Raw genomic sequence first — 24,555 nt, 5'->3', positions numbered from 1 at the left:
ATATGCTGCGCCTGTCTTTATATTCGCTGTTTATTTTCAGCGTATTTTCTTGTCGGGCTGATTGCTGGCAACTGGCGGGAGAGCGTTACGGCATTGAGCCAGAGCTATTACAGGCGATAGCGATAGTGGAGTCCAATGGTAATACCCAGGCCATCAATAAAAACCCTGATGGTTCAATGGATGTCGGGCTGATGCAGATCAACAGCATTCACTTCGATACGCTACGTAAATTTCGTATTAGTCAAAAAGATCTGCTTACCGACCCTTGCCAAAGTGTCATGACCGGCGCCTGGATCCTGGCAGGTCAAATCCAGCGCTTTGGTTATACCTGGGACGCGGTGGGAGCGTATAACGCCGGAACGGCAAATACGCCCCAGCGCCGCGCGCTTCGTCAACAATATATAAAAAAAGTGGCTCCGCATTATGCCCGTCTTAAAAGGCGGAGCCATACACTGTCGCCAAAATGAAACCATATATCGTCACCATCCTCCAGGGGGGGAAACGCGTCAACCAGACCGTGCTTGCCGCGTCGCCTGACGATGCCAGCGCCCGCGTTATTGCCGGCGGCGGCATCGTTTTGCAGGTACAGGAACGCCCCGCCCGTAAAGAGAAACGCTTTCCATTGAATCTGTTCCTGCAGGAGCTTATCGCCCTGCTTGAGGCCGGGCTGGTCGTGGTTGAGGCCGTCGAAGCGCTGCGTGAAAGCAGCCGTGACGCGGGTACTTCACTGGTTCTGGATACCCTGGTTAAAAAGCTCTACGAAGGAGCACAGCTCTCCCAGGCAATGATGGCGCTACCGGCGCTGTTTCCGCCGCTGCTGATTAACACCGTTGCCTCTTCTGAGCAAACCGGGCACTTACCCGAAGCGCTAAAGCGTTTTCAGTTTTACGAATCAAGAATGGAAATTCTGCGCAAGCGGATTAAATCAACCCTGCTCTATCCGACAATTGTCATCGCCGCCGGCGGGGTCATTCTGTTCTTTCTGCTCGGCTTTATTATTCCACGTTTTTCCGTGGTGTTTGATGGGATGAAGAACCCGTCAGCCAGCGCACAGCTGATCCTCTGGTGGGGACGCCTGACGCAGACCCATGGGTCACTGCTGCTAGCCGGCTGCGTGGCCGCGGTCGCAGGGGTCGTGATGGCCGTGCGTAGCCCACGCCTGCGCCAACGTGCGCTCGGCCTGCTGCTGCGCATTCCCGCCTTACGTCAGCAGCATCAGCTTTCTGTGCTGGTGCGTTTCTACCGCACGCTGGGCCTGCTGTTACAGGGCGGCCTTCCCGCGCCTGAGGCATTAATGCTTAGCCGGGAGATCCTGCCCGCCACGCATCGTCAGCAGGTTGAACAGGTTATCCGCGACGTCGCCGCCGGCGAATCGCTCTCCCGCATGCTGGAAGCTCAAAAGATGACGACCCCTATCGCCAGCCGCCTGTTACAGGTCGGCGAGCGCAGCGGCGAACTGCCTGCCATGTGCGAACGGATCGCGGCTTTTTATGATGAATCGCTGGAACGCGCGATTGAAACCTTTAGCAAAATTTTTGAACCGATTCTGATGATGGTCGTTGGCGGCATCGTTGGGCTCGTCGTGTTTTTACTATACATGCCCATTTTTGAACTGGCAGGAGGATTGCAATAATGTCTCACTCACCATCTGTAGAACCCCTTTTCGACCTGCCAGACGAGCTGCGCTGCCAGGCGCTGGCAGAACTGCTGGACAGTTTTCCCTGTGCGTTAGAAGAAGCCGCGGGCTCTCTCGGACTCACGCCTCTCTCCCCCGCTCAACTCGCCGAAAGTGAAGAGGATTTTAACAGCGTACCGTTGACCGAATCGCTCAGCCAGCGAGCATTGCCGCTGCGTGTTAACGGACAACTCCACGTAGCGCTGGGCGATCCGTTTTCGCTGGCGCTGCGCCAGTGGGCCTATAACATGAATGCCCTTCCCGCGCTGGCCCCGCTCTCTCAACTCAATGCCCGGCTTAGTGAGCTGGCAAAACAACAGCGCACCCTCGATCAGCTAGAACAGCAGCAGAGCGAAGAGAATAAAGAGGCCCGGTGGCTGGAGATAACCCCAGCGGCTATTGCCAGTGAGCCCCACGCCGTCATTAAGCTGGTTAACGCCACGCTGTTTGATGCCCTGCAAAGCCGCGCCAGCGATATTCATCTTTGCGCCGTGGCAGATGGGTTGATGGTGAAGTACCGCATCGACGGTGTCTTGCACAGTATTCGCCACTGCGCCGGGCTACAGCAGGCGGAACAGGTGATCTCCCGCCTCAAGGTATTAAGTTGCATGGATATTTCCGAACGGCGCACGCCTCAGGATGGACGCTTCAAGGCGTTAATCCTCCAGCGTCCCGTCGATTTTCGCGTGTCCATTATGCCGGGCGTCTATGGTGAGGATGCCGTACTGCGCGTGCTGGATAAATCACACGATCAAAACCTGCGTCTGGAGACGCTCGGATTTGATGCGCACACGCTGGATGCCATTCGCCAGTTAACCCATCTACCCCACGGTATGGTGCTCGTGACCGGGCCAACCGGGAGCGGGAAATCCACCACCCTCTACTCGGCACTCAGCGAACTCAACAGCGGTGAAAGTAAAATTATCACCATTGAAGATCCCGTGGAGTACCAGCTCAACAGCGTGTTGCAAATTCCTGTCAACGATAAAAAAGGGCTCACCTTCGCCCGGGGATTGCGCGCCATTTTACGTCATGATCCGGACATCATCCTGGTCGGTGAAATCCGCGATGGTGAAACCGCCGGCATTGCCGTGCAGGCGGCGCTCACCGGCCACGTGGTGCTCTCCTCGGTTCACGCCAATGATGTCTTTAGCGTACTGGAACGTTTTTTATATATGCAGGTAGAACCCGCCAGCCTGATCACCGCCCTCAACGGTGTCGTGGCGCAGCGGCTGGTTCGCCAGATTTGCCCGGACTGTATAGATGACACCACGCCCACAGATGACCTTCTCGCGGCGTGGCAATCCGGACCGCTGCAGCAGCTCCCCCCCCGATGGCGACGAGGAAGAGGTTGTGATACCTGCCGCGACAGCGGTTTTCGCGGCAGGCTGGCGCTGGCGGAAGTGCTGCATTTCAGCGATGCCATGAAAGAGGCGATGCTGGCGCGATCGCCCCGGCGCAAATTAAAGGAAGTGGCGCTTAATGACGGTTTTGTTCCGCTCTCAACCATCGCGCTGCGCGCTGTGGTTGAAGGTAAAACCACCTGGGAGGAGGTGAAGCGTGTTATCACTCACTAATACCTGGCAGTGCGACATTTGGCCTCATGCCGTGCGATTGCGCCGTCACAACGTGGTTCTTGCCACACATGAACGCCAGCCAGATCAACCTCTCGACGTCGCGCTCGAATCGCTGCTGCGCATGCGCCCTTCCGTCTTACCATGGCGTGACGCAGTGGAGTTTCACCTCGATACCGACGATCTGACGTTTTTTATTCAGCCCTGGCATGACGGCGTGAGCACACCGCAGGAACTGCTTCAGCTCGCTCGCCAGCAGGCGGTGCATCGAATGAATCCGCCCGTCGACTGGCAGGTACGCTTTGAGACCCTCAACTGGCAGCAGTCAGCGCTGATCGCGTGCCTGAAACAACCTTGCTGGCACCTGCTTGCCGCACTGGCGCGCCGGGAACGGCTGCGTTTTCGTGGGGTAGTCACACCTTTTCAGAAGCTGTTTAGCCACTTCGGCAGCACGCTGCCGGAAAACGGCCTGTTTGTGGCGATGAGCCCCCACCATAGCCGGATTGCCAGTCGTCAGGATCACTGCTGGCGTGACGTCTGGACATTCACTTTGCCACAGCAGGAGATGGACGCCCAACTGCGGGTTATCGCCCGGCTTAGCGGAATGCAGGAATGTCCTGGCTACGTCATTCATACCGACGGAGAGCATCATCAGGAAGTCGCGCTACAGGAGAGTCTCCATGACACCGCTGTTTACGCGTAGCTCTCCGTGGGCCTCACGCACGCTGCTGATAACCGGACTCCTCTGTTTACCGCTCACCGCCGTCGTGGTGTATGGCCTGTTCGGGCACCGACATATTGAGCTTGAGACATCGCAGGTACAGCAGCAGCTTGCAAAACGACAACAGGTGATGCGCCAGCTACGTGAAGCAGAGCAGCGCCGGTTGCGTCAGTCTCAGCAACTGCAGGCCGTCCCACCGGCCATCAAACTACTGGACAACATCGGCAGCGTACTGACGCCTGATATTGCGCTACTGAGCATTGACGTCACGGCCAGTAAAGGCGATGCGCGACTTACGGTGAATGCAAGCAATCTTGACGCCCTCCTCGCCTTCAGCGAGCGGCTACAGCAGTTACCCGCGCATGTGGTGCTCGAGAATCATCGCCAGGCGGCGAAGGGCGATCCCGCCTGGCCGATTAACGCGGTACTCGACGTCAAGGTTACGACGGAGGAGCACCATGCGGCTTCAGAATAAACCCGCCGTGCTGCGCTGGCAGGCGGCATGGCTTGCCGGACGCATCGGGACGGTTCCGCTCGTCCTCGCCGGGCTTCCCGCAGGACTGCTGGTGTTATGGCTGGGTGCTATTCGGCCGCACACCGTTCAGTTGCAGGAAAACCTTGTCCGGCTCCAGGCGCAGCTACACACCGCGCTGCCGCTGGATAAACAACAGCCGGAACTGCAAAGCCACGTCAGCCTCGGTGAATATCAGCAGGTGAGGCTCATTTTTGAGCAGTTCAGAAACCGGGGGATGCAGGTCGATGCCAGTCGCTATCAGCTGGAAAAAGACGACGGTAAAACCGCGCTACGCCTGGATATTCCCCTGCGCGGTGAATATCTGCCGCTTATGGACGCTCTGGAAACGCTAGGCCGCACTCTGCCATTACGCATTGAGCAGCTAAGCCTGCGGCGCGCCGGTCCATCGGAAAGCCAGCTCAGCGCCACCGTGCAACTTCGTCTGTTGAAGGAGTCGCCATGAAACTGCCGCGCTATTTACAACTGGCGCTGGTGCTAACCGCCGGTGCAGCGATCTGGAGCCAGTTTGCCGATGAAGAGATATCGCAGGCGCCGCTTGAGGTGCAGCCTGTCTCGCGCCCACGGCCCGCGCCGGCAAAAAAGGAGACGGCTCATTCAACGCGCGTCGATCTCTTTTCAACCCCGCATAGCAGGGCGCGTGACCTGACAGAAACGCAGCCGGAAAGCGAGCAGCCTGAAAAGGCAGCACCGACCGCACCGCCGATACCGCTACAGGTACTCGGTGCCTGGTGGGAAAACCGTCAGCGGATCATTGTGCTGACGGATGGCAAAGAGACCTGGCCGGTCTGCGAGCGCTGCAAAGCGGACGGCAGGATCTGGATCGGCAGTTCGCCGGTCGACAACTGGATTTTAAAAACGGTGGCGAACGACCACCTCCTGTTTGAATGGCAGCCCAGCCACATCCAGCAGCGGCTGGAACTGGATGAGCTGCAATCGGAACCGACACATTAATCATGAAAAAAACAATTGCTCTCACTTTTTTGTTGTCATGCGCGCTACTGAGCGGCTGTGCACAACGTACGGCACCGCCGGTCCGGGAATCGGTGACCGCCTCTCCGCAGGTACTGGTTAAGCGGCTGAAGGAAATTGACCAACAACGCGTCGCTAATCCGCAGGATGTTGCGCTTCGCGCCGAGCAGGCTGACATCAGTAAAAAACTGGTCAATGACTATCTGAAAAATGCCGATCTCGCAGTGCGTCAAAACAACTACACCCTGGCGACGCAAATGTGGCGCGATGCGCTTACCTATGAGCCCGGCAATCTGCGCGCTCTGCAGGGATTACGCAAACTCGATGCCCGTCGGGCGCTGGACACGTTGTACAGGGAGGCGGTGGCGAACAGCACTCGCGACCCGGCGCGCGCGTTGCACAAAGTCCAGCAGGTGCTGGAAGAAGATCCCAACTGGCCCCAGGCGCGCGCGCTGCGCGATCATCTGATGCGTGAGGTTTCGCGGATCAACCAGCCGGAGCAGCGCCTGAACCGGGAGCTACAAAAAACGATAGCGCTTAATTTTCGCGAACACAGTCTGATGGCCATCTTTAACACCATCAGCCAGATGACCGGCGTAAATATCATCTTCGATAAAGATATTTCCTCCAGCACTACTGGCAGCCTGATTGCCAAACGCACCACCGCGGAAGATGCCATCAACGTGCTGCTTTTGTCGAATAACCTGCGTAAAAAAGTGTTGAACAGCAATACCTTGCTGATTTACCCGGCAACCGCGCAAAAAGAGAAGATCTACCGCGATGTGGTCGTTAAAACCATCTTCCTGGGCTATGCGAAAGCGAAAGAGGTCAATGTTGCCCTGCGCAATATGGTCAAGCTGAAGGATGTGCACGTGGATGAGCGAACCAACTCCGTCACCCTGCGCGGGCCAAAAGAGAGCGTGGAAAAAGCGGAGCGCCTGTTAGTGACGCTCGATCGTCCCGAAGCGGAGGTCACGCTGGCCGTCGAGGTGCTGGAAGTGAATACCAACGATCTTGAAGCGCTGGGCGTGAAGCTGCCGCAAACCATCAGCGCGGGCTTTGCCAAAAGTAAAGAAGGTGAGCTTGAGGGCGGCGGGATCCCGGTAGGCGATCTCTCCGCCAAAAATATCATGGTTAATGTCGACAATCTGAGCATTGACATGAAAAAGGTGCTGAGCAACGCCAGAGTCCTGGCAAATCCGCGCATTCGGGTGAAAAACAATAAAAAAGCGCTGGTTGATATCGGTCAAACCATTCCGGTGTTGACCAACACCACGAATGAGGGCGTCACACAACAGAAGGTGGATTATCAGGATGTGGGCCTGAAACTGGAAGTCACGCCGGAAGTGAGCATGGACGACAACATCTCAATGGAGGTGAAGTTCACGCTCAGTAGCCTGGGTGCCGAAGAACCTGGTGAGAACGGCGCAAAATATTACCGCACCACGAAACGCGAAGCTAATACCACGCTCAGCAGTATGAATGGCGAGACCCAGATGCTGGCAGGACTGATTAAACAGGATGAAACCAGCACCCAAAAAGGGACGCCAATATTAAGTGACATTCCAGGGCTGGGCCGCCTGTTTAGCAGCAACGCCGAGAATAAAGAACGCACCGAGGTTGTGCTGTTGATTACGCCGACTATTGAACGCAACCTCGATTTACCGGGAAGCCACGTCAGTACCATTGAGATGGGGAGCGACGATTTAACGGGTGACAGCATTCAACTGCGTGACCTGCAGCGTGACGAACCGGGCAGCGGGTTCACCGCCCCCGCTCTCGCGCCGCCAGCCCATTTCCCTGACCGGGCGGCAACGCTGCCGCCCCCCATTCTCGATGAATCAGAAACGGAAAACGGAGCATCGTAATGCAGCGCCAGCGCGGATTTACCTTGATTGAGATGATCGTCACGCTGGCATTACTCGCCACCCTTGCTGCCGCCGCTGCGCCGTTGATGCGTAACTTTCACCAGCGGCAGCAGGAGACGCAGTTACGCGAGTCGCTGCGCACGCTGCGAGACGCCATTGACCGCTATCACCAGGCAAGCGTGGAAGGAAGCATAGAGAAGAAGACCAACGAATCTGGATATCCGCCGTCACTAAAAAGCCTTGTTGAAGGCGTGCGGGATAAGACGTCGCCCACCGGCGCGATGATCTACTTTCTGCGTCAAATTCCGCGCGATCCGATGTGCGATTGTGAGGGAAAAAATAATGAAGAGACCTGGCGGTTACGCGCATCCACGCAGCCACCCGGCGATTTCAGCGGCGGAGGGAAAGACGTGTTTGATGTCAGTAGTACCAATACAGCCAGCGGTCTGAATGGAGTGCCCTATGCGCAATGGTGAAAAAGGTTTTACGCTCATTGAGCTGCTGGTGGTGATGGCGATCATCGCGACATTGATGACCCTGGTGGCTCCACGATTTTTCCAGCACGCGGATAGAGCCAAAGAGGTGGTGCGCGAACATAACCTGCAAACGCTGCGCAGCGCGATCGATCACTACCGTCGCGATCGCCTGGTGGGGCCATACAGCCTGGAGGATCTGGTCGAAGCCGGTTATCTGCGCCAGATGCCGCTGGACCCGATGACCAATCGCCGCGACATCTGGGAAGCGAAGACCGATGAAGAAGGGCAAATTATTGACGTCGAGACGCCACCGAAAGCCGGTCTGGATCAGAATGATGCGTTCGATTAAACAACAAGGCGGTTTTACCTATCTTTTGCTGCTGATTGCGCTCTCCACGCTGGCGTTGTCGCTGCTAAAAAGCCGTGACGAAGTGCAGATGCGTTATCAGGAGCAGCAGGAGGCTGAGCTTTTATCACGCGGTGAACAAATCCGTGCGGCGATACAAGCCTACCGCAGAAACGGTGATGGCTGTTTTCCGGTGCGTTTTGAACAGTTGCTTATCGATAAACGTGGACGAAAACCGCTCTATCACCTGCGACAGCATTACGCCGATCCGCTCACGGGGAGTAAAAACTGGGGCATGATTCTCGATCCTCAGGGGCGCTGGATTGGCGTGCGCAGTCTCGGAAAAGGCATGCCGCGAAAAAAAACCGGCTTTCGTCGTGATCCAAAACAGTTTGCTAAAGCAAAAACATATTACGACTGGAAATTTCAGGTAGAGAGCGATCTGCAGGCCCCGCTGCCTGTTGCCTGTGGGCGTTAATGAAATAATAAGGTGGTAGCCATAATATCATAAAAATATGTCTTTTTCTTACCAGCGGGGCCAGGACGGATATGTTATTGATCGTCACTTCGGACGTGCGGAAATACACAAACTGGAGAGTGCACATATGCAAATAAAACGACTAACTTATCTTCTTATTTCACTGACCGCGGTATCGCAAAGCATTATTCCTGTATTTGCAGGCGAGCAGGCAATAACAGTAAATAATCATGCAAAGGATACCTCACTCGAAGCAGCTGATAATTATCTTAATCAAAATAAAACGCAGGAGACGGTTTTTATTGAAGATGCGGCGCTGCTTGATGTCCATATCTCGTATGCTAACCTGCCCGCCGATACGATAGTGGAAATTGCAGGTAAAAATAACAACGAAGTTTACCGTTATGCGGCTGAGAAAATCCTGAGCGGCTCGGATGAGCACCATGTAAGTTTCGATGCATTATCCGTTTTTGGTGATAGCGTAACGGTACGCCTGTTAGCTGCCGATGGTTCTACACTTCCCTCTTCCCGACAGGCCGAAATTGCCTTCCAGGTCAGGGGCGAGCCAGCGCTTCAGGATAGGTCATTGTTTAATATCATTCCGGGTGACAAAAACCCGCTCCCGCACTCCTGCTTTAAAGACTCAACTTTTATCTATAACTATACAAAACCCGTCGCGGTGATCCGCGATACTTATGACCGGGAAAAACCGCATTACAATACCGGATGGCGCATCGGCGAAAAAGGGGTTGATGGCGATCTGCTGGTATTGAGCAGTTTCCCGTTAAAAGAAGATAAAAAGGTAAGAAGCACAGAGGTCTGGTTTGTTCAGGAGGTTGAGGTCAATCCAAATGATTGCGCCAGTTATCAGATAAAGAAAACGACCAAAGTGAAAGCATTTGGCAAGTCATCCAGCAGAGAGGGTAAATATCGTTTATTGTCGTTAGATTTTGCAGGTGATAAAGCGCAAGAAGATTTCGTCAAATCCCTGGGTTATTTAGGGATTGATCCACGAGATGAGACGAAGGCTAACGACATTGCTACCCAAAAAACGGAATTTTATCTGCCGCAGGCGCAGTTTAAAAAAGATAATGCGCGTTTGTATGTTGCAGCACAAAAGTCAGATGGCTCCCACTGTGCTATTGAGCTATACGACCGCGAAGCAGGTCAATTCCGGCATCGTTGTAGCACGTACAATAACGATATGGATAATAAGAACAACCCTATGAAGCCGGGCGTGGGTGCGCCGCTGATCGATAACTACACGCAGCGCGTTCTGGCTCTCAGTACCAGCGGTGAACTGGTGAATGGTTATAATCAGGCAATGCCGATTGCCCGGATCTGGCCGCAGATTAAAGAATTCTTTCCTGATGGCGCGATCCCCGATACGTCTTTTGTCATTAACGACCAGGTGGCTGCCGCTCAGAAATCATTGAAAGGCTATGCGAGCGTCAGTGTTGTGCAGATCCTGCCAGACTTACACTATTCTGGAATTTCACAATATGCCTGTAAATGGCGGCTACCCACCGGGGTCAAGGCATCAAAACCCAACCCGGATGGCAGTGGAATGCTGATCTATGAAAAGACAGGTACCGTTACCGACCCGCTTCTTGCCTGGTGTGGTGTCGAAGGTGGAGAGCAAAAATATCGGCCACAATGGGTCATGACCGCCATTCCATAAGTCTCTGACACGTCAGGCAACATGCTCTTTGAGATGTTGCCTGACGATTTTGTTAGCTTTTCGCTAATGTATTTCCGTTTTTACTGCGCGATGGGAATGGTTCCTTTGATAACCACTAACGTGATCGTCGCTTTTGCATCCCCTGCTTTCAGTGGGATTTTATATTCATCCGGCTGGGTATAAAGTGCCATGTATTTATCATCAGGCATATCAATAATGACCTCATCGTCTGCGGCGGTTGCGTCGATCCTTTGCAGCAGTTCTGCTTTGGTCAGGGGTTTATTCCATCCGGCGACAATACGATCGTTTTTGATGTGAATGTCATTACTTTCAAGGACACAGAGTGCATTTTGCTCTCCGCCCTGTAGGCGATAAAGTCGGTTTTCCGTTAATGTATCCAGTGACGGACAGACAACTTCTTTTTGCAATCCCGATTCTGCCAACTTATAGCTAAACTTTACTTTAAGGTTATCACCATGACGAACGCCCTGTTTTTTCCATTCGCCACTGTCTCCGGTAAACATGCGGATCCCATTGGCGATGATGTTGAAGCTGTCAGAAAAAAAGTCGCTCCCATTAACAGAAAAATAGGGCCTCACACTTAAAGAGGAATCATTAATAACAGTGACCACCGGAGAGTTAATGGAGCGGTAATCCTTTTTCTTAAAATTATAATTTTTTCCATTTGCCTGTAAGTTAACACCGTTATCTTTACTGACAATCATGGCATAGTTACAGTTAAGGCCATTTTCGATAGATTCGTTCAGTACCCTGCCGTTATCAACGGCAACCTTCATCACGCCATTATCATCTTTACCCCACCATAAATGCGAAATAAAATCGCTACTGTACCCCTCATTATAGTCAACGCCATTAATCGTGATTTTCAGACGATCAGGATTTTCAATATTCATCGAGCGCGCGTAATCACTAGCATATACTGACGCTGTTGAAAAAATACTAAGCATGGCTAAAGCAACGACTGTCTTTGTCATGAAAAAATCCTCTTTGATGAAATAGAAATAACAGGCTTGCGCAACAATGACCATACCTGAACGCCCCAGACAGTAAAACAGGACTCCGAATAAAATCATAGTTTGTTAATTTTTAGCTTATGATCATTAAGAAAACCCTCGACAATAAGTCAACTATTCTCCCTCATTTTGTTCTGAGGAATGAATATAATACCTTGTCATTATTCAGACTAAAATAGTAGGCTTGAAAGCCATCTTATATATTGAATTTTGTTGAGCGAGACACAGGATGGAACAATCAGCTAAACAAACTTATGAAAAAATTCGGGTGTGCGTGCGGACGAACTCTTTTTTATTCGAAAAGGGGCTTACAGAAATCTCCCACCATTACTTTATCGCCAGAGACAAAATGCTCTGCATTATCGATGCAGACACGTTTGGTACAAACACGCACCTGGTGAAGTATCTGGCATTCATCAGAAGAATTAAACCCGACATGCTTGTTTTGATCACGGGTCATCACCCCCAAAGCGAGCAGCATACATGGTATGTAAAAGCAAATGAATCCCTGTCTGGCTGGCGTGAAACCATTGATGCCATGAACTTTATGCTACCCAACATCGACAACATTATTGATTTTTACAACAGGAGGAAGGTAAGTGAAATTAAGTTTTTGTATCAGGACGGATATTATGGCGAAGATGGCTGATGTGAGTGAGGCTGAATTAGTTTATGCACTTATGACGACGGGAGAGCTGTTCGGCGTGAAAATACCTGCACCGTTACCCGGGAGACATAATGCAAAAACGCGTCGATTTGATTATAAAGCGGCGTTAGATTTTGCTGAGGAAGTGAAAATTGCACGAAGCAGTAAAACGTCATAAAGAGATATACGTTTAATCAATAGACGCCTTAAGCCACTCCTTATATTTACAGCAGCATTTCCCTGAGGGCTTAGCGTTTTCCTTCAACATTGAAAGTGCAATACAGATCACCTCAGCATATAAGCAATCATCAATACTCCTGGCATACTCTAGTTTTTTACCCAGGTAATAACTGAGAGAAACATGATCAACATTAATGCCTTGTAAGGATAAATGCATGGCTGCATCACCAATGAGTATTGATGCTTGCTTTTCAGGATAGACATTATTCATGGAAGTTAGCTTCCTTGTCGTAAAGAACGATAAGACTATGTTGTAGAGAAACCCTCATCACATATTTCCTTGCCATTCCAGTGTGGGGGCATGAAGAAGGTAAGGTTACAACTACCCCTTAGCCCGTCAGTTTATTTAACCATGATGCAGCACAGTTTCCAAAGCGGAAAGGACCGACAAGGAGACCATTCAGTGGTAAAGCAAACTGCAGGTCCCGTTTCCGGGAACCTGCAAGAGAGGAATTAATTCACACTGCTATAAACGTTAATATTTAACACTGGTAACGTTTATTTGACGATATTAACTGGGTCGGAATAGGCTGTATCGCCTTTTCTTTGCGACCCCAGAGTCCCGCGTGGAGTGACACTTACCCGGATATTTTTCAAAAATCCATAGGCTTCTTTTATGTATAACGTTTTACCGTTCTCTCCATCTAAATCCCGGTAACGGCCGCTAAATTCATCCCATGAAGCCCATTGATACAACGAGTTATCCTCACCACTGCCATTAGCATTAAAGATATAACTGGCCTCAATGGTATTACCCACCCGGGCTTCATTCTTAATATGAAGTTGGCTAACAGAAGGGGTACCCGCATCTGTAACTCTGAAATACCCGTCGTTAAATACCTTAACGCCTGAGCCGCCAGCGCTGCCCCCTGGCGTGACCGAGACATACAGGTATAACCCGTACTGGCCACGATCGGTCTTCAGTGTTCTTCCGGTTGCTCCGGGAATAGGTGTCGGAGATTTATCGTAAATGTTCTGAGACCAGTACCATTGATACTGAGTCCCGCTCTCATCGCCTCCGCCGTTGGCATGATAATCATAGTCCACCGATATTTGGTTTCCATATACTGAATCGCCCTTAATTTTCACATTGCTCACGGAAGGTGTCCCCCGAATCGTGACCGAATCGGATTCAAGCCGCAGTGATGAGTTTTGGCTATCGATAATTTCTACGCTCACTTTTTGGTTGACGAGGGTGATGTCTGTCAACTCCAGTGATGCGTTGTCCACCGCGATATTGGTGCTAGAACGGTAGATCGAGCCATTAACCTTCCAGTTGACTGTTGCCGTACTAAACCCGGAACCTTTGCCTATCGTGAGGGTGTAACCTATTTGTGGCGTACCCACGATCCAGGGTTTTTGCGCCATCACCTTAACGGTCGCTTTAAGCGCGCTTAACTCAACCCGGTCAACAATAGGAGTGACAGAATAGATATCAGCACGTGTACCTTTTACGTTGAACGGATAGTTTCCTTTTTCAGTCTCTGCAATTCCCCCGCTATTAGTATGGATCAATCCTCCATTGTTTCTCCCCTGGCTATCTGCCAGCACGGCGCCGATCCGTCCCGTCAGGCCAGTGATAGGGTTACCAAACTTATCCTTCATCGCTATCAGCATAGATAACTGGTTGCCAACAACTATCGTGTCACTGACGGGTGTCAGACTCGACTGCGCATGATCGATTTGTCCTACACTGAGCTGTAACGTTTTTGAATCCTTCACTGACTCGCTAACTTTCGCTGTGAGGGTATACCCCCCCATCGCACCAAACCCTTTCTCCGGTCTGATGGTAGCCACTGCGGTGGCTACACCGTTGCTGCCCGTTGTTGCGCTTTCCGGCGTTATCACCATCCAGTCCGGATGGTTGCTGCTAAACGCGACTACGGCTCCAGGCATCAGTATTCCCCCTTTATCCTTTGCCGTTACCGTGAGTGTGACAGGTTCATCCACTCGAGCAGTTGATGCCATCGAAAGTTCAACGCTACCAGCAACCGGCGACAGTGCAATGGAGGAGGAATTTTCTATGTTGTTTTCCGATTTCGCGGTCACGACCAGATTTTCCGCTTTTAATGTCCCCATTTGTAGCGTCAACTTAGCCACCCCAGTGTCATTGGTCATCGTATCGCTCTGGCTGTCGATTTTTGTCGCCAGTAACTCAGAGAAACTCCAGTTTACAGCCGTATTTGGCACCGGATTATTAAAGCTGTCGAACATAGCTATCTGCCAGGTGGCATGAGTGACACCGTCTGCCTGAACACTTTCCGGCACGTCGATAAAGGTCACTCGGTTTACCTTTCCTGGCACGAAGTTAACCAGCACAGATTTTGCGTGCGTCCAGTTGTCGCCAGTGACTGCATCCACCCGGAACTCCCCGGCTTTCTGGCTGGTCTGGGTGACGGTGACGGTGCCGTCCTGCTCAGTCGTTGCCGTTGCCGGAACGACAATACCGGCGCCTGCCCTGAAATTCACCACCTGCCCGGCAACCGGGTTCTCATGGGCGTCCTTCACCGTCACCCTGACACTGGTGGTGTCCGTCCCGTCTGCCACCGCGCTATTGTCGACCACCTCCAGCGTGCTGACTTTCGCCGTGCTGTTGTCCGGATCGAAGTTCACCAGGCCATACTTCGCTTGCGTCCAGTCGTTGCCAGTGACTGCATCCACCCGGAACTCCCCGGCCTTCAGGCTGGTCTGGGTGACGGTGACGGTACCGTCCTGCTCAGTCGTTGCCGTTGCCGGAATGACAATACCGGCGCCTGCCCTGAAATTCACCACCTGCCCGGCAACCGGGTTCTCATGGGCGTCCTTCACCGTCACCCTGACACTGGTGGTGTCCGTCCCGTCTGCCACCGCGCTATTGTCGACCACCTCCAGCGTGCTGACTTTCGCCGTGCTATTGTCCGGATCGAAGTTCACCAGGCCATACTTCGCTTGCGTCCAGTCGTTGCCAGTGACTGCATCCACCCGGAACTCCCCGGCCTTCAGGCTGGTCTGGGTGACTGTGACGGTACCGTCCTGCTCAGTCGTTGCCGTTGCCGGAATGACAATACCGGCGCCTGCCCTGAAATTCACCACCTGCCCGGCAACCGGGTTCTCATGGGCGTCCTTCACCGTCACCCTGACACTGGTGGTGTCCGTCCCGTCTGCCACCGCGCTATTGTCGACCACCTCCAGCGCGCTGACTTTCGCCGTGCTGTTGTCCGGATCGAAGTTCACCAGGCCATACTTCGCTTGCGTCCAGTCGTTGCCAGTGACTGCATCCACCCGGAACTCCCCGGCCTTCAGGCTGGTCTGGGTGACGGTGACGGTACCGTCCTGCTCAGTCGTTGCCGTTGCCGGAATGACAATACCGGCGCCTGCCCTGAAATTCACCACCTGCCCGGCAACCGGGTTCTCATGGGCGTCCTTCACCGTCACCCTGACACTGGTGGTGTCCGTCCCGTCTGCCACCGCGCTATTGTCGACCACCTCCAGCGTGCTGACTTTCGCCGTGCTGTTGTCCGGATCGAAGTTCACCAGGCCATACTTCGCTTGCGTCCAGTCGTTGCCAGTGACTGCATCCACCCGGAACTCCCCGGCCTTCAGGCTGGTCTGGGTGACGGTGACGGTACCGTCCTGCTCAGTCGTTGCCGTTGCCGGAATGACAATACCGGCGCCTGCCCTGAAATTCACCACCTGCCCGGCAACCGGGTTCTCATGGGCGTCCTTCACCGTCACCCTGACACTGGTGGTGTCCGTCCCGTCTGCCACCGCGCTATTGTCGACCACCTCCAGAGTGCTGACTTTCGCCGTGCTGTTGTCCGGATCGAAGTTCACCAGGCCATACTTCGCTTGCGTCCAGTCGTTGCCAGTGACTGCATCCACCCGGAACTCCCCGGCCTTCAGGCTGGTCTGGGTGACGGTGACGGTACCGTCCTGCTCAGTCGTTGCCGTTGCCGGAATGACAATACCGGCGCCTGCCCTGAAATTCACCACCTGCCCGGCAACCGGGTTCTCATGGGCGTCCTTCACCGTCACCCTGACACTGGTGGTGTCCGTCCCGTCTGCCACCGCGCTATTGTCGACCACCTCCAGCGCGCTGACTTTTGCCGTTGCAACATCAGCCACCAGGGGAATTTTTGCCGTCACAGGGTTGCCACCCTCTACGCTCGCGGTTACCTCCCAGTCTGTTCCCACCAGCGTTGGGGCTGTCAGCGAAATACTTGCTTCTCCTTGATTGTTGGTGTGGGTCGGCTGGTCTATCGGCTGACCGTTGCTTTGCCAAACGATATCAACGCTCGTTTTAAAGTCCTCGCCATCCTGATCCGTGACTTTCACTGTAAATGGCTGGACAGCGCCCACCAAAACGTGCTCAGGAGGCTGAATGAAGGTCAGACTGCTGGCTTTGGCAAAATTGACGTTCAACTTCATATGGCTATGTCTGCCATCATCTTCGGCAGCGTTACCGCTATAGCCTGCGACAAGCGGGGAGAGCGAGGCGGTGATCTGATCCTGACCGCTGCTCAAAATCTCTTCCAGATTCACCGACGTTTGGCCTTTAGAGTCGGTTTGCGTCACGCGTTGTGACAGATGGCCCAATGCATTCTGACTTGCCCAGTAGACAATCAGCCCTTCCAGCGCCTCCTCTTTATCGTTTTTTACTTCAGTGAGTAGTTGCAGAGCGCCATTGCTCTGAACATAAAACTTCACACTGCCGTCCGGACGCACTTCGCCCGGAGCCATCAAACCAACATGAAGTGTGCCTAGCTTCGCGCTACCATTAACCTTTGCCGAGCCACTTTTACCCTCGGTACCTTTTTTATTGAACGGAGTGACTTCAAAAGCCACGCTGCGAGCCATGTCACGCGTTTTCACCTCATACTCCGCGCTGTCCTTCTCAGCTGCATGCCCTTCCTTCAGCACCTCGCCTGAGTCCGCGTCATACCACCGCAGCCGGGTTTGCTTAAGATCCTCATCTTCCCCTTCATTGGATTTATAGAGGTAACTCCCCGTCAGAGTCTGGCCGGGTGACATATCCCCCTGAATGGCAACACCCTCGACGGAAGGCGCAAAATCGCCCGGCGTCACGGTCAGGTGGTAGCTGGCGGAACTCAGTACATGCTCAGGATCGACAGGTGACGTTTCCGTCGCCGTGATGGTGACATCCCCGCGATGCGTCGGGTTCACCAGGCCACTGCCCGGCTCCACGGTAGCAATCGTCGTACTGGAGGAGCTGTAGCGTATGATGCCCCCTTGCCCCCCTTTCACGGCATGAAGCAGAGGCACGCCAGCCTGCGTTATTTTTTCCGTTGGGCTGAAATAGAGGCGTCTGTCTTTTTCTTCCTGCTTATACGCAAGAACAATGTTGTTATTACGGGTGACAAACTCCGTGCGGGACTGCATCAGCGATGGCAGCGCTACCGCATTTTCACTTGCCAGCATCTCGGAAAGCTTGCGACCAAACTCCCAGTGGAAATTCAATCCGACAGAGAAGTTATCCCGCTGGCCGCTGATCATGCTCTGCTCCGCACTCACCCCCACCAGCGGCACGGGTTGCCACTTGAGCCCCAGATTAAGCCCGTGCGGATTGTGGCTGGCCTCGCTGCGGCTGCCGTTGACATCCACTTTATCGCCATACCACTGGAACCAGCCCATTTTGAGCGCGACGTGCTGAGAGAGCGCCGTCTCCAGATTGAGATCCCAGCCGCGGGCGGCACGTTCATACAGTTCATAACGGTCGGGATCGTCATTAAACATGCTGTCGTCAGAATGACGCCAGCCGCTCAGGGGCAGATAGTAGTTCGCCGAGGTGCGAATACTGTCGCTCCACAGCTCGCCGCCTATCCCCATCCGGTTATGGTGACGCGTGACATCCTGATCGAAAAAGAGGTTCCCACCCGCCATCAGGTGCGGGTTAAAGGTGTGCCGCCAGCCAAGGCCAACGTTAAGAATATCGCGATCGTTCCAGCGGTGTGCGCTCATCTGAGTGAACAGAATGTCGTGTTGCCAGATTTTAACCGGCCACAGATAGTCCAGCCCAAAGTCGCGGCTATCGCTTCCGCCGATACCAACATCTGCCGTAACGCGTGCTTTCCCGCCGGTATGGTTTAACCACGCCTCAACTTCCTGCGTTAATGCGGCATTCACTTCACTGTTTGCCACGCCGCGTAGCGCATCACCTGCACCGTTTTGCTGTGCACTTCCCCACACGCCTGCCATTCTATCCCGCAGGGGTTGATTGCTTTCCGTTTCAACCTGTTCACGGGGTTCAGTTTGCGCCCGCGTGACAGGGGGCACCGTGAGTAAAAAGATGGAAAATAAATAATGTAAGAGGATTACCCATACTGATAATTTTTGACGTAAAGAAAAACACGAAGCACCGGGCATTGTGACTCATCCCTTATTAATTAAAATCCCTGGTTATGGATATTAAGCTTCAGATAAATCCCAAACTCCATAAAGCGCTCAGGATATGTTCATGAAATTCCTCACACCTCATTAAACCCAGTGCTTATACGATAATTTTTTAAAAGCACGCACCAGCCACTCATGAATCACTCAGAGTATTTTCAGACTTATACTTTCCAGAGCAGACCGTTCTTAACGCAGGAGAGATTCGTCCAGGTATAAACGAACAAAAATCTTTAAACGTGCATACTCGCGGTAAATACCAGCCTCGTTATTCAATCAGATTAAAATCAGAAAATACAGGACGACCCATTATTTTTTCGAACAATCGTGCATGTTATCGTCATCAATCTATTTAACATCAATTAGACACGCCAGCAGACAATAAGATAGTAATAATTTTTTGCAGACATCAATTCATCTTATCATACAAATCAAAAGGAAAAAGAAATGCAAAAAAAAGCAACGTCCTGTAGGGCAAAAAAACGCCACTACATAGCGGCGTTTTTTTTGGCATTACCTGGGTATTGTTTTTCCAGTGAATCCATAACTGCCCCTGCGCTGATATTAAGTGAAGTACTTTATGATTCACCATTATCTTCTTTGCCCGCAGGTGGTGAGCGAGGAGAATTTATTGAAATCTACAACCCCAGCTGCTCTGTCATTGCCCTGGCGGAATATCGTATCAGGGATAATAATGGCGATAAAGACGCGTATCGTTTAAGCGGAGAGATATCGCCGGGACAGTATAAGACGATGACTAACGATCGTGATGGTTTTATAAAACTCTTCGGTCGGCTACCTGACATGGATAACATGAAAGTAAAATTGGGTAACTCAGGAGATTTCGTTGAGCTTTTGCACAATAATAAATCTGTTGACATGGTCTCCTGGGAAAAAGCCAAGCCAGGCTGGAATCTGGTGGCTAAAAATACCTCGCTTATCCGAAAAAATATCACAATACCCGGTTTACCCACTGACTGGGCTGCCTACTCTGGTGGCAATAATACATTTGGCACACCGGGCACAGGTAATCTCCCCCCGCCACGCTGTGATGATGCTCCAGTTGAAGGAGATTTACATCTGGAAGTGAGCAATCTTGATAAAACAGTATGGATTAACCGTGAAGGCAAATTTAGCTACACCTTTACCGTTACAACCTCAAAGGAAGCGGCAATTACCTCAACACTTCACTGTGACAGGCTAAATCCAGAAGAGTGTAGTGGACCGAACGTGATCGCATCAACGCTGTCGCAGCCTAACGTGCCGGCGGTGGTAAATCTGGATTATCAACATGGAATAGAAGTTATTCCCGGAAAATATAAACTGTCTATCGTGGCGCGAACGAAAACCGGGGAAGAAATACAGGAAGAGCACCTTATTACGCTCAATGAAGACTATTATGATAATGCAAAAGGAAAAACGGGACCGGAACTGCATGAAGCGCTAAATGCCATTATTCGTAATCAGGTCGTTTTTCGCTATAACGAGTTGTGGGATCAATTAGGGTTTACCGACGAAGATCTCGATGATAGCAGAAATATCATTGTGCTATATGCTGGCGAATCAGTGCTCAAGCAATATCGGGTTGGTGGTGATGGAAACAATGACCCCGAAGCTTGGAATCGTGAGCATACATGGCCAAAAAGTCATGGTTTTAGTAAGGAAAACATGACTGCCTATACGGATCTTCACCACCTTCGTCCCAGTTATCGTATTATTAATGAGAGAAGAGGAAACCTGGATTTTGACACGGTTTCTTCACCCGTTTCGGTATATAAAAATAATAAGGTCGGAAAACTGGCGTTTGAACCTGCAGATGTCGCTAAAGGTGCAGTGGCCCGTATGATGATGTATATGGATGTTCGCTATGACGGTAATGATGCTTCAAAAGTACCCGACCTGGAATTGGTTGATAAAACTGCCACAAAAGGCAGTGAAATGGGCAAGCTTTGTACATTACTGCAATGGCACAACGATCATCCGGTTTCAGTACGCGAGCGTGAGCGCAACGACCGGATTTATGAACGACAAGGGAATCGCAACCCCTTTATTGATCATCCGGAATTTGCGCAAAGCATTTATGGTGACAGATGTCCGGAGGTGGTAATGGGAAGAGCATTTCGTCAATAAAACCGTAAGATTCCCGTCCGTGAGCCCTATAATCCTGGCCATTGCACTGTCGGCAACCTGTCTTTCAATTTATTACGCTGTTTCATTCCTGGAAGAAGGAAAGCCCCGTGCAATGGCCCATGATAATACTATTCCAGCCCATATCGCGATCTGAACGCCCTTTACAATATGGCAGGTCGCACTTCTCTTCCTGAATTCCCCGACTCTTAATGCCTCAGAGAAGTCTCTTATTCAAGCCGGTTATCTCCTCCCGTTACTATTCCCCCTTGTTATCACACGGTAATAACGCTTTTCCACCTGCGCCACAGGTGAGAATTACCTCTAGTTATTATTTAGTCATTAATAAGGGAACTTATGAAATTAACAGGATCTGCTTTTGTCCTTGCCTCTTTACTGGCAGGGGCGGGCGTCAGCGTTTCAGCCAACGCCGCCACGACCTCGCCAGCGGCAAACTGCGAACAGGGTCACCAGAACTGCATGAAAGAACTTGGCTCACTGGAACGCGCCGTCAACGGTGAGAAAGTGAAGGTCGTCGAAGGGCAAACAATTCGTGCGCGCTTCTTTAACGATGCCACCGAACTGCCAGCCATGGAAACCCACGTCACCATCCTTGCGGGTGAAGAGGCTCACTGGTCCTACGTCCTCGCCCAGGCTATCAACCAGCAGCACCCCGATCTGCGTGCCGGGTTCAAGCACAGCAACGGCGAGATTTCGCCCGATGAATCACACTCGAACAGCGTTTACGCCAAAGAGAGCAACCCCCTCAGTCACGTAGAAGTGTCCTTCAATTAATTCAGGGAAGATTATTTTGAAACTACTCAAGATGAATAGCATTACGTCGGCTTTAGCCGTGGCATTAGTTGGCCTGTACTCCACGGGCGCGCTTGCGCATGGCTATGTGTTTGAACCCAAATCCCGTTCAGTGATCCATTTCCCGCCGATGAATGATAAAGGCGAGCACAGTAACGTCTGGCCAGCTGACGCCGTTGAAGCTCCGAAGCTCCCGGCGGGCAACGATATGAGCCCAACGCCGATCGCCAATGAACAGCTGTTCCAGTTCCCACCGGACGGCAAGCTGGCCAGCGGTGGCTCAACGGCAACCCCTGCATTCAGCAAGCTTGATGATGAAAAACAAAACACCTATAACAACCCGATGTCTGCGGGCCCGCATCAGTTTAAATGGCATTTGCCGGCAAAACACCGCACCACCTATTTTACCTATTACATTACCAAGCCGGACTGGCAGTCATATCCGGGAGCGGATTCCCGCCTGACCCGAGCGATGTTTGAAGATAAACCTTTCTGCCACGAGGTTTATACCTACGCGCCAGGCAACCCGTCGGCGGATATTTCGATCCCGACAGGCTTTGAAACCCACACCTGTAACGTACCGGCACGCGAAGGTAAGCAGAAAATTTATGCCGTCTGGCGCGTACGTGATACCGATAACGCATTTTATCAGATGATCGACGTCGATTTCGGCGGTGAAGTCGTCACCAAACCGGTGGCCAGCGTCTCTCCATCCAGCCATAACCTGTCAACCAGCACGCTGTCGCTGGACGGTAGCGCCTCTACGGGGAAAGAGCTGAAGTACAGCTGGGCTGTGACCAGCAATGCAGACAAGGTTATTCTGGAAAACAGTACCAGTGCCAAAGCCAGCATTCGCCTGAAGGCTAAACCTGACAGTGACTTCAGCGTTAATGTAAAACTGACCGTCACCAACGACAAAGACGAGAGTGATTCCAAAACCGTCACCCTGAATGCCAAAGCAGAAGCGGATAGCACGGCACCTGAGGCGAAGGCAGGCAGTGATTTCACCGTGATCAGCAACAGTGAATCCCGTGGATATGACCTCAACGGTTCTGCAAGCCTCAGGGCTGAAAAATATCAATGGACTATTGTCTCAGGTCAGGACATTGGTGCATTGCAGATCGCGGATAAAGGCGATTGGGTTTCAACCGTCCACGCGGCAAAAGCCCGTGCGTTAATCAAACCTGGCAAAATCGGTACAGTGACCTATCGTCTGACGGTTACCGCTAAAAATGGCAAAACCAGCACCGACGATATCAAGGTGACCGTGAAGGAAGCGCAACAGGCTTCCGATGTGCAGATCAATACGGGCAACAGCCAGGACACCATTGTTGGCGGTGCTGTTCTCTCTGCTGCAGTAGCTTCTAAAAACAATGACTCCTTACAGGGATCTACGTTTGAATGGTCCGCATTGACGCATGCCGATAAAATTCAGATCTCTTCACCGACCAGCTTCAGCACAATCCTCAAAGGTAAACATCCGTATACCGACAATGTGGATGTCATGCTGCAGGTGAAAGTGACGGCACCAACCGGTAAAGTCTCCACGGCAACGAAGCTGATTAAACTGCGCCCGGCGCAAACCGATGCCAAAGCATGGGATCAGAACAAGACCTACAAGACACCTTGTGAAAAAGTGAGCTATGAGGGCAACATCTGGCTGAACAGCTGGGAAACCCGTGGCGATAAGCCTGGCGCCGGTGGTGAATGGGGCGTCTGGAAGAAAGAAGGTGCGGCAAACATGCCTAAAGAATGTAAATAATACAGTAAGTTAATTCTGGCCTGGTCTTCGCTGACCCGCGCCTGAAACAGTAATCATACTGGTACACTCCCGTTATCATTTTTGCGCCGGATATCGCCCCTTCGTTCCGGCGCTTTTTTATCGGTATAACATCACCCACCCCATCGCCGCGATAATCGGGTAAGGGCCGAAGGGAAACGGTTGACCGGGTTTTATCCGCAGAAAAATCAACGCGGTAATCAACGCTAAAAGCGTAGAAGCAACAAACACATCCAGCAGTGCCAGTGGTCCAAGCCACGCCCCGAGCGCCGCCAACAGTTTCATATCTCCCATCCCCATGCCTTCATGACCGCGAAACAAACGAAACAGCAAAGAGAGCGACCAGGGCACACCAAATCCCAGCAGCGCGGCTATTAATGCCTGCAACGGATCCACCCGGCTATAGCCGCTGATGGCAAACAAGAGCGACAACGCCAGTAGCGGGAGCGTCAGACGATCGGGCAAGAGCATGGTGCGCAGGTCAATAAACAGCAGCGGCAGCAAAAATGTCACAGCCAGCACATCAAACAGACTTTGTGGCGTGATGCCCTGCTGCCAGATAATCACGCCATACAGCAGTGCCATCAGCCCTTCAACCAGCGTATAGCGCCATGATATCGCCTGACCACAGCTGGCACAGCGCCCGCGCAGCAGTATCCAGCCAAGTAGTGGAACATTATGGCGAAATTTAATGGGGTGTTTGCAGTGAGGACAATGGGAAGCAGGCCACGATAAAGAGAGGGCTTTACCATGGAGAATCAAGGGGAGCCGATAAATGATGACATTGCAAAAGCTGCCGATGACGGCACCCAGTAAAACACTAAAAACGAGTATGACACTCTCTACCATGGTTCAACGCTCTGAGGGACATGCAATACCCGATAATAGCAGAGACTACTCATTATATTTAGGCAGCCTGTTCGCGCGTAAGGCACAAAAGTTTCCGCGCGAGTTTGCCCATTCAATATTCATATGCACCTTTGCATATTGCGCAGCCTCTTTCCACAATATTGCCGCGTTATGCCATTCCTTTCCCTGCTCATGCTCTGCCGCACGTGAAGAAAGTGAAAACCACAGGATTGCAGGATCATGTTTGTCGCTTTGCCAGTCCATCGTTAAGCCCTTCTGAAAAAATCCCAGCGTAGCAATGGCGACGATAAAATAATTGAGATTAAAATGATAAATACCTGAATAATGCTGAACGC

The 24,555-nt window shown here is 52.1% G+C and carries 22 protein-coding genes; 17 read left to right on the top strand and 5 right to left on the bottom strand.

Annotated features, from left to right (window positions below; translation table 11 throughout):
• Positions 1-2 precede the first annotated feature (2 nt).
• From BH714_RS00250 to BH714_RS00195, 12 genes are all read left to right on the top strand, one after another.
• Complete coding sequence (locus BH714_RS00250) at positions 3-467, top strand: lytic transglycosylase domain-containing protein (RefSeq protein WP_040016753.1); 465 nt, start codon at positions 3-5, stop codon at positions 465-467.
• Positions 464-1,633 carry a type II secretion system F family protein gene (locus BH714_RS00245; RefSeq protein WP_040016752.1) on the top strand — a complete coding sequence of 390 codons (1,170 nt, stop codon included), beginning with the start codon at positions 464-466 and terminating at the stop codon, positions 1,631-1,633. The genes BH714_RS00250 and BH714_RS00245 overlap by 4 nt, the downstream gene beginning before the upstream one ends.
• Positions 1,633-3,252 carry a GspE/PulE family protein gene (locus BH714_RS00240; RefSeq protein WP_040016751.1) on the top strand — a complete coding sequence of 540 codons (1,620 nt, stop codon included), beginning with the start codon at positions 1,633-1,635 and terminating at the stop codon, positions 3,250-3,252. Before BH714_RS00245 ends, BH714_RS00240 begins: the two co-directional genes overlap by 1 nt.
• The gene (locus BH714_RS00235; protein WP_040016750.1) at positions 3,236-3,952 is read left to right on the top strand and encodes a hypothetical protein; all 717 of its coding nucleotides are present in this window, start codon (positions 3,236-3,238) and stop codon (positions 3,950-3,952) included. The genes BH714_RS00240 and BH714_RS00235 overlap by 17 nt, the downstream gene beginning before the upstream one ends.
• Complete coding sequence (locus BH714_RS00230) at positions 3,930-4,445, top strand: hypothetical protein (RefSeq protein WP_040016749.1); 516 nt, start codon at positions 3,930-3,932, stop codon at positions 4,443-4,445. Before BH714_RS00235 ends, BH714_RS00230 begins: the two co-directional genes overlap by 23 nt.
• Complete coding sequence (locus tag BH714_RS00225) at positions 4,429-4,947, top strand: hypothetical protein (protein ID WP_040016748.1); 519 nt, start codon at positions 4,429-4,431, stop codon at positions 4,945-4,947. The genes BH714_RS00230 and BH714_RS00225 overlap by 17 nt, the downstream gene beginning before the upstream one ends.
• On the top strand, positions 4,944-5,456 hold the full coding sequence (locus BH714_RS00220) for a hypothetical protein (protein WP_040016747.1): 513 nt from the start codon (positions 4,944-4,946) through the stop codon (positions 5,454-5,456). Before BH714_RS00225 ends, BH714_RS00220 begins: the two co-directional genes overlap by 4 nt.
• A 2-nt stretch (positions 5,457-5,458) precedes the next feature.
• On the top strand, positions 5,459-7,342 hold the full coding sequence (locus BH714_RS00215; protein ID WP_040016746.1) for a secretin N-terminal domain-containing protein: 1,884 nt from the start codon (positions 5,459-5,461) through the stop codon (positions 7,340-7,342).
• Positions 7,342-7,818, top strand: coding sequence for a type II secretion system protein (locus BH714_RS00210; protein ID WP_040016745.1), 477 nt, complete (start codon positions 7,342-7,344; stop codon positions 7,816-7,818). The genes BH714_RS00215 and BH714_RS00210 overlap by 1 nt, the downstream gene beginning before the upstream one ends.
• The gene (locus BH714_RS00205; RefSeq protein WP_080765193.1) at positions 7,805-8,167 is read left to right on the top strand and encodes a type II secretion system protein; all 363 of its coding nucleotides are present in this window, start codon (positions 7,805-7,807) and stop codon (positions 8,165-8,167) included. The genes BH714_RS00210 and BH714_RS00205 overlap by 14 nt, the downstream gene beginning before the upstream one ends.
• Positions 8,151-8,642: a type II secretion system protein gene (locus tag BH714_RS00200; protein ID WP_155397199.1), complete on the top strand. Its 492-nt coding sequence runs from the start codon at positions 8,151-8,153 to the stop codon at positions 8,640-8,642. The genes BH714_RS00205 and BH714_RS00200 overlap by 17 nt, the downstream gene beginning before the upstream one ends.
• 127 nt (positions 8,643-8,769) lie before the next feature.
• A complete protein-coding gene (locus tag BH714_RS00195; RefSeq protein ID WP_140418751.1) occupies positions 8,770-10,323 on the top strand; it encodes a hypothetical protein in 1,554 nt (517 codons plus the stop codon).
• 80 nt (positions 10,324-10,403) lie between these two features.
• Here BH714_RS00195 and BH714_RS00190 read toward each other — a convergent pair whose 3' ends face one another.
• Positions 10,404-11,318 carry a hypothetical protein gene (locus BH714_RS00190; RefSeq protein ID WP_140418752.1) on the bottom strand — a complete coding sequence of 305 codons (915 nt, stop codon included), beginning with the start codon at positions 11,316-11,318 and terminating at the stop codon, positions 10,404-10,406.
• Between the two features lie 268 nt (positions 11,319-11,586).
• Between BH714_RS00190 and BH714_RS00185 the strand changes: the two genes are divergently transcribed.
• Both BH714_RS00185 and BH714_RS00180 read left to right on the top strand, forming a co-directional pair.
• Positions 11,587-12,006 carry a hypothetical protein gene (locus tag BH714_RS00185; RefSeq protein WP_040016741.1) on the top strand — a complete coding sequence of 140 codons (420 nt, stop codon included), beginning with the start codon at positions 11,587-11,589 and terminating at the stop codon, positions 12,004-12,006.
• The gene (locus BH714_RS00180) at positions 11,990-12,181 is read left to right on the top strand and encodes a hypothetical protein (RefSeq protein WP_040016740.1); all 192 of its coding nucleotides are present in this window, start codon (positions 11,990-11,992) and stop codon (positions 12,179-12,181) included. The genes BH714_RS00185 and BH714_RS00180 overlap by 17 nt, the downstream gene beginning before the upstream one ends.
• A gap of 12 nt (positions 12,182-12,193) precedes the next feature.
• Here the strand turns inward: BH714_RS00180 and BH714_RS00175 are convergent, their stop codons facing one another.
• Together BH714_RS00175 and BH714_RS00170 are read right to left on the bottom strand one after the other, a co-directional pair.
• Positions 12,194-12,454: a hypothetical protein gene (locus BH714_RS00175; RefSeq protein WP_040016739.1), complete on the bottom strand. Its 261-nt coding sequence runs from the start codon at positions 12,452-12,454 to the stop codon at positions 12,194-12,196.
• A 287-nt stretch (positions 12,455-12,741) separates the two neighbouring features.
• A complete protein-coding gene (locus BH714_RS00170) occupies positions 12,742-18,438 on the bottom strand; it encodes an inverse autotransporter beta-barrel domain-containing protein (protein WP_040016738.1) in 5,697 nt (1,898 codons plus the stop codon).
• A 639-nt stretch (positions 18,439-19,077) separates the two neighbouring features.
• On the opposite strand from BH714_RS00170, the gene BH714_RS00165 reads away from it, so the two are divergent.
• The 3 genes from BH714_RS00165 to BH714_RS00155 all read left to right on the top strand — a co-directional run bounded on the left by BH714_RS00165 (position 19,078) and on the right by BH714_RS00155 (position 23,332).
• Complete coding sequence (locus BH714_RS00165) at positions 19,078-20,760, top strand: endonuclease (RefSeq protein WP_052445436.1); 1,683 nt, start codon at positions 19,078-19,080, stop codon at positions 20,758-20,760.
• A gap of 354 nt (positions 20,761-21,114) precedes the next feature.
• The gene (locus BH714_RS00160) at positions 21,115-21,552 is read left to right on the top strand and encodes a hypothetical protein (protein WP_040016737.1); all 438 of its coding nucleotides are present in this window, start codon (positions 21,115-21,117) and stop codon (positions 21,550-21,552) included.
• 16 nt (positions 21,553-21,568) lie between these two features.
• Positions 21,569-23,332, top strand: coding sequence for a lytic polysaccharide monooxygenase (locus BH714_RS00155; RefSeq protein ID WP_140418756.1), 1,764 nt, complete (start codon positions 21,569-21,571; stop codon positions 23,330-23,332).
• A 117-nt stretch (positions 23,333-23,449) separates the two neighbouring features.
• Here the strand turns inward: BH714_RS00155 and BH714_RS24415 are convergent, their stop codons facing one another.
• Both BH714_RS24415 and BH714_RS00145 read right to left on the bottom strand, forming a co-directional pair.
• On the bottom strand, positions 23,450-24,199 hold the full coding sequence (locus BH714_RS24415) for a prepilin peptidase (protein ID WP_052445435.1): 750 nt from the start codon (positions 24,197-24,199) through the stop codon (positions 23,450-23,452).
• Positions 24,200-24,244: 45 nt separating this feature from the next.
• A complete protein-coding gene (locus BH714_RS00145) occupies positions 24,245-24,463 on the bottom strand; it encodes an ANR family transcriptional regulator (protein ID WP_040016735.1) in 219 nt (72 codons plus the stop codon).
• Positions 24,464-24,555: the final 92 nt, after the last annotated feature.

Origin of the sequence: Enterobacter ludwigii (assembly GCF_001750725.1) — a bacterium.
In the GTDB taxonomy this organism is placed as follows: Bacteria; Pseudomonadota; Gammaproteobacteria; order Enterobacterales; family Enterobacteriaceae; genus Enterobacter; species Enterobacter ludwigii.
The sequence above is the reverse complement of the archived record's forward strand: the minus strand, read 5'-3'. Positions and strand labels throughout refer to the sequence as shown.

Excerpts from the sequence above, each read along its gene's own strand:
- BH714_RS00175 (WP_040016739.1), bottom strand. The coding sequence starts at position 12,454 with ATGAATAATGTCTATCCTGAAAAGCAAGCATCAATACTCATTGGTGAT.
- BH714_RS00205 (WP_080765193.1), top strand. The coding sequence starts at position 7,805 with ATGCGCAATGGTGAAAAAGGTTTTACGCTCATTGAGCTGCTGGTGGTG.
- BH714_RS00215 (WP_040016746.1), top strand. The coding sequence starts at position 5,459 with ATGAAAAAAACAATTGCTCTCACTTTTTTGTTGTCATGCGCGCTACTG.
- BH714_RS00245 (WP_040016752.1), top strand. The coding sequence starts at position 464 with ATGAAACCATATATCGTCACCATCCTCCAGGGGGGGAAACGCGTCAAC.
- BH714_RS00160 (WP_040016737.1), top strand. The coding sequence starts at position 21,115 with ATGAAATTAACAGGATCTGCTTTTGTCCTTGCCTCTTTACTGGCAGGG.
- BH714_RS00190 (WP_140418752.1), bottom strand. The coding sequence starts at position 11,318 with ATGACAAAGACAGTCGTTGCTTTAGCCATGCTTAGTATTTTTTCAACA.
- BH714_RS00200 (WP_155397199.1), top strand. The coding sequence starts at position 8,151 with ATGATGCGTTCGATTAAACAACAAGGCGGTTTTACCTATCTTTTGCTG.
- BH714_RS00165 (WP_052445436.1), top strand. The coding sequence starts at position 19,078 with ATGCAAAAAAAAGCAACGTCCTGTAGGGCAAAAAAACGCCACTACATA.
- BH714_RS00185 (WP_040016741.1), top strand. The coding sequence starts at position 11,587 with ATGGAACAATCAGCTAAACAAACTTATGAAAAAATTCGGGTGTGCGTG.
- BH714_RS00180 (WP_040016740.1), top strand. The coding sequence starts at position 11,990 with ATGGCGAAGATGGCTGATGTGAGTGAGGCTGAATTAGTTTATGCACTT.
- BH714_RS00210 (WP_040016745.1), top strand. The coding sequence starts at position 7,342 with ATGCAGCGCCAGCGCGGATTTACCTTGATTGAGATGATCGTCACGCTG.
- BH714_RS24415 (WP_052445435.1), bottom strand. The coding sequence starts at position 24,199 with ATGGTAGAGAGTGTCATACTCGTTTTTAGTGTTTTACTGGGTGCCGTC.
- BH714_RS00145 (WP_040016735.1), bottom strand. The coding sequence starts at position 24,463 with ATGGACTGGCAAAGCGACAAACATGATCCTGCAATCCTGTGGTTTTCA.
- BH714_RS00250 (WP_040016753.1), top strand. The coding sequence starts at position 3 with ATGCTGCGCCTGTCTTTATATTCGCTGTTTATTTTCAGCGTATTTTCT.
- BH714_RS00195 (WP_140418751.1), top strand. The coding sequence starts at position 8,770 with ATGCAAATAAAACGACTAACTTATCTTCTTATTTCACTGACCGCGGTA.
- BH714_RS00240 (WP_040016751.1), top strand. The coding sequence starts at position 1,633 with ATGTCTCACTCACCATCTGTAGAACCCCTTTTCGACCTGCCAGACGAG.
- BH714_RS00220 (WP_040016747.1), top strand. The coding sequence starts at position 4,944 with ATGAAACTGCCGCGCTATTTACAACTGGCGCTGGTGCTAACCGCCGGT.
- BH714_RS00170 (WP_040016738.1), bottom strand. The coding sequence starts at position 18,438 with ATGGCAGGCGTGTGGGGAAGTGCACAGCAAAACGGTGCAGGTGATGCG.
- BH714_RS00225 (WP_040016748.1), top strand. The coding sequence starts at position 4,429 with ATGCGGCTTCAGAATAAACCCGCCGTGCTGCGCTGGCAGGCGGCATGG.
- BH714_RS00230 (WP_040016749.1), top strand. The coding sequence starts at position 3,930 with ATGACACCGCTGTTTACGCGTAGCTCTCCGTGGGCCTCACGCACGCTG.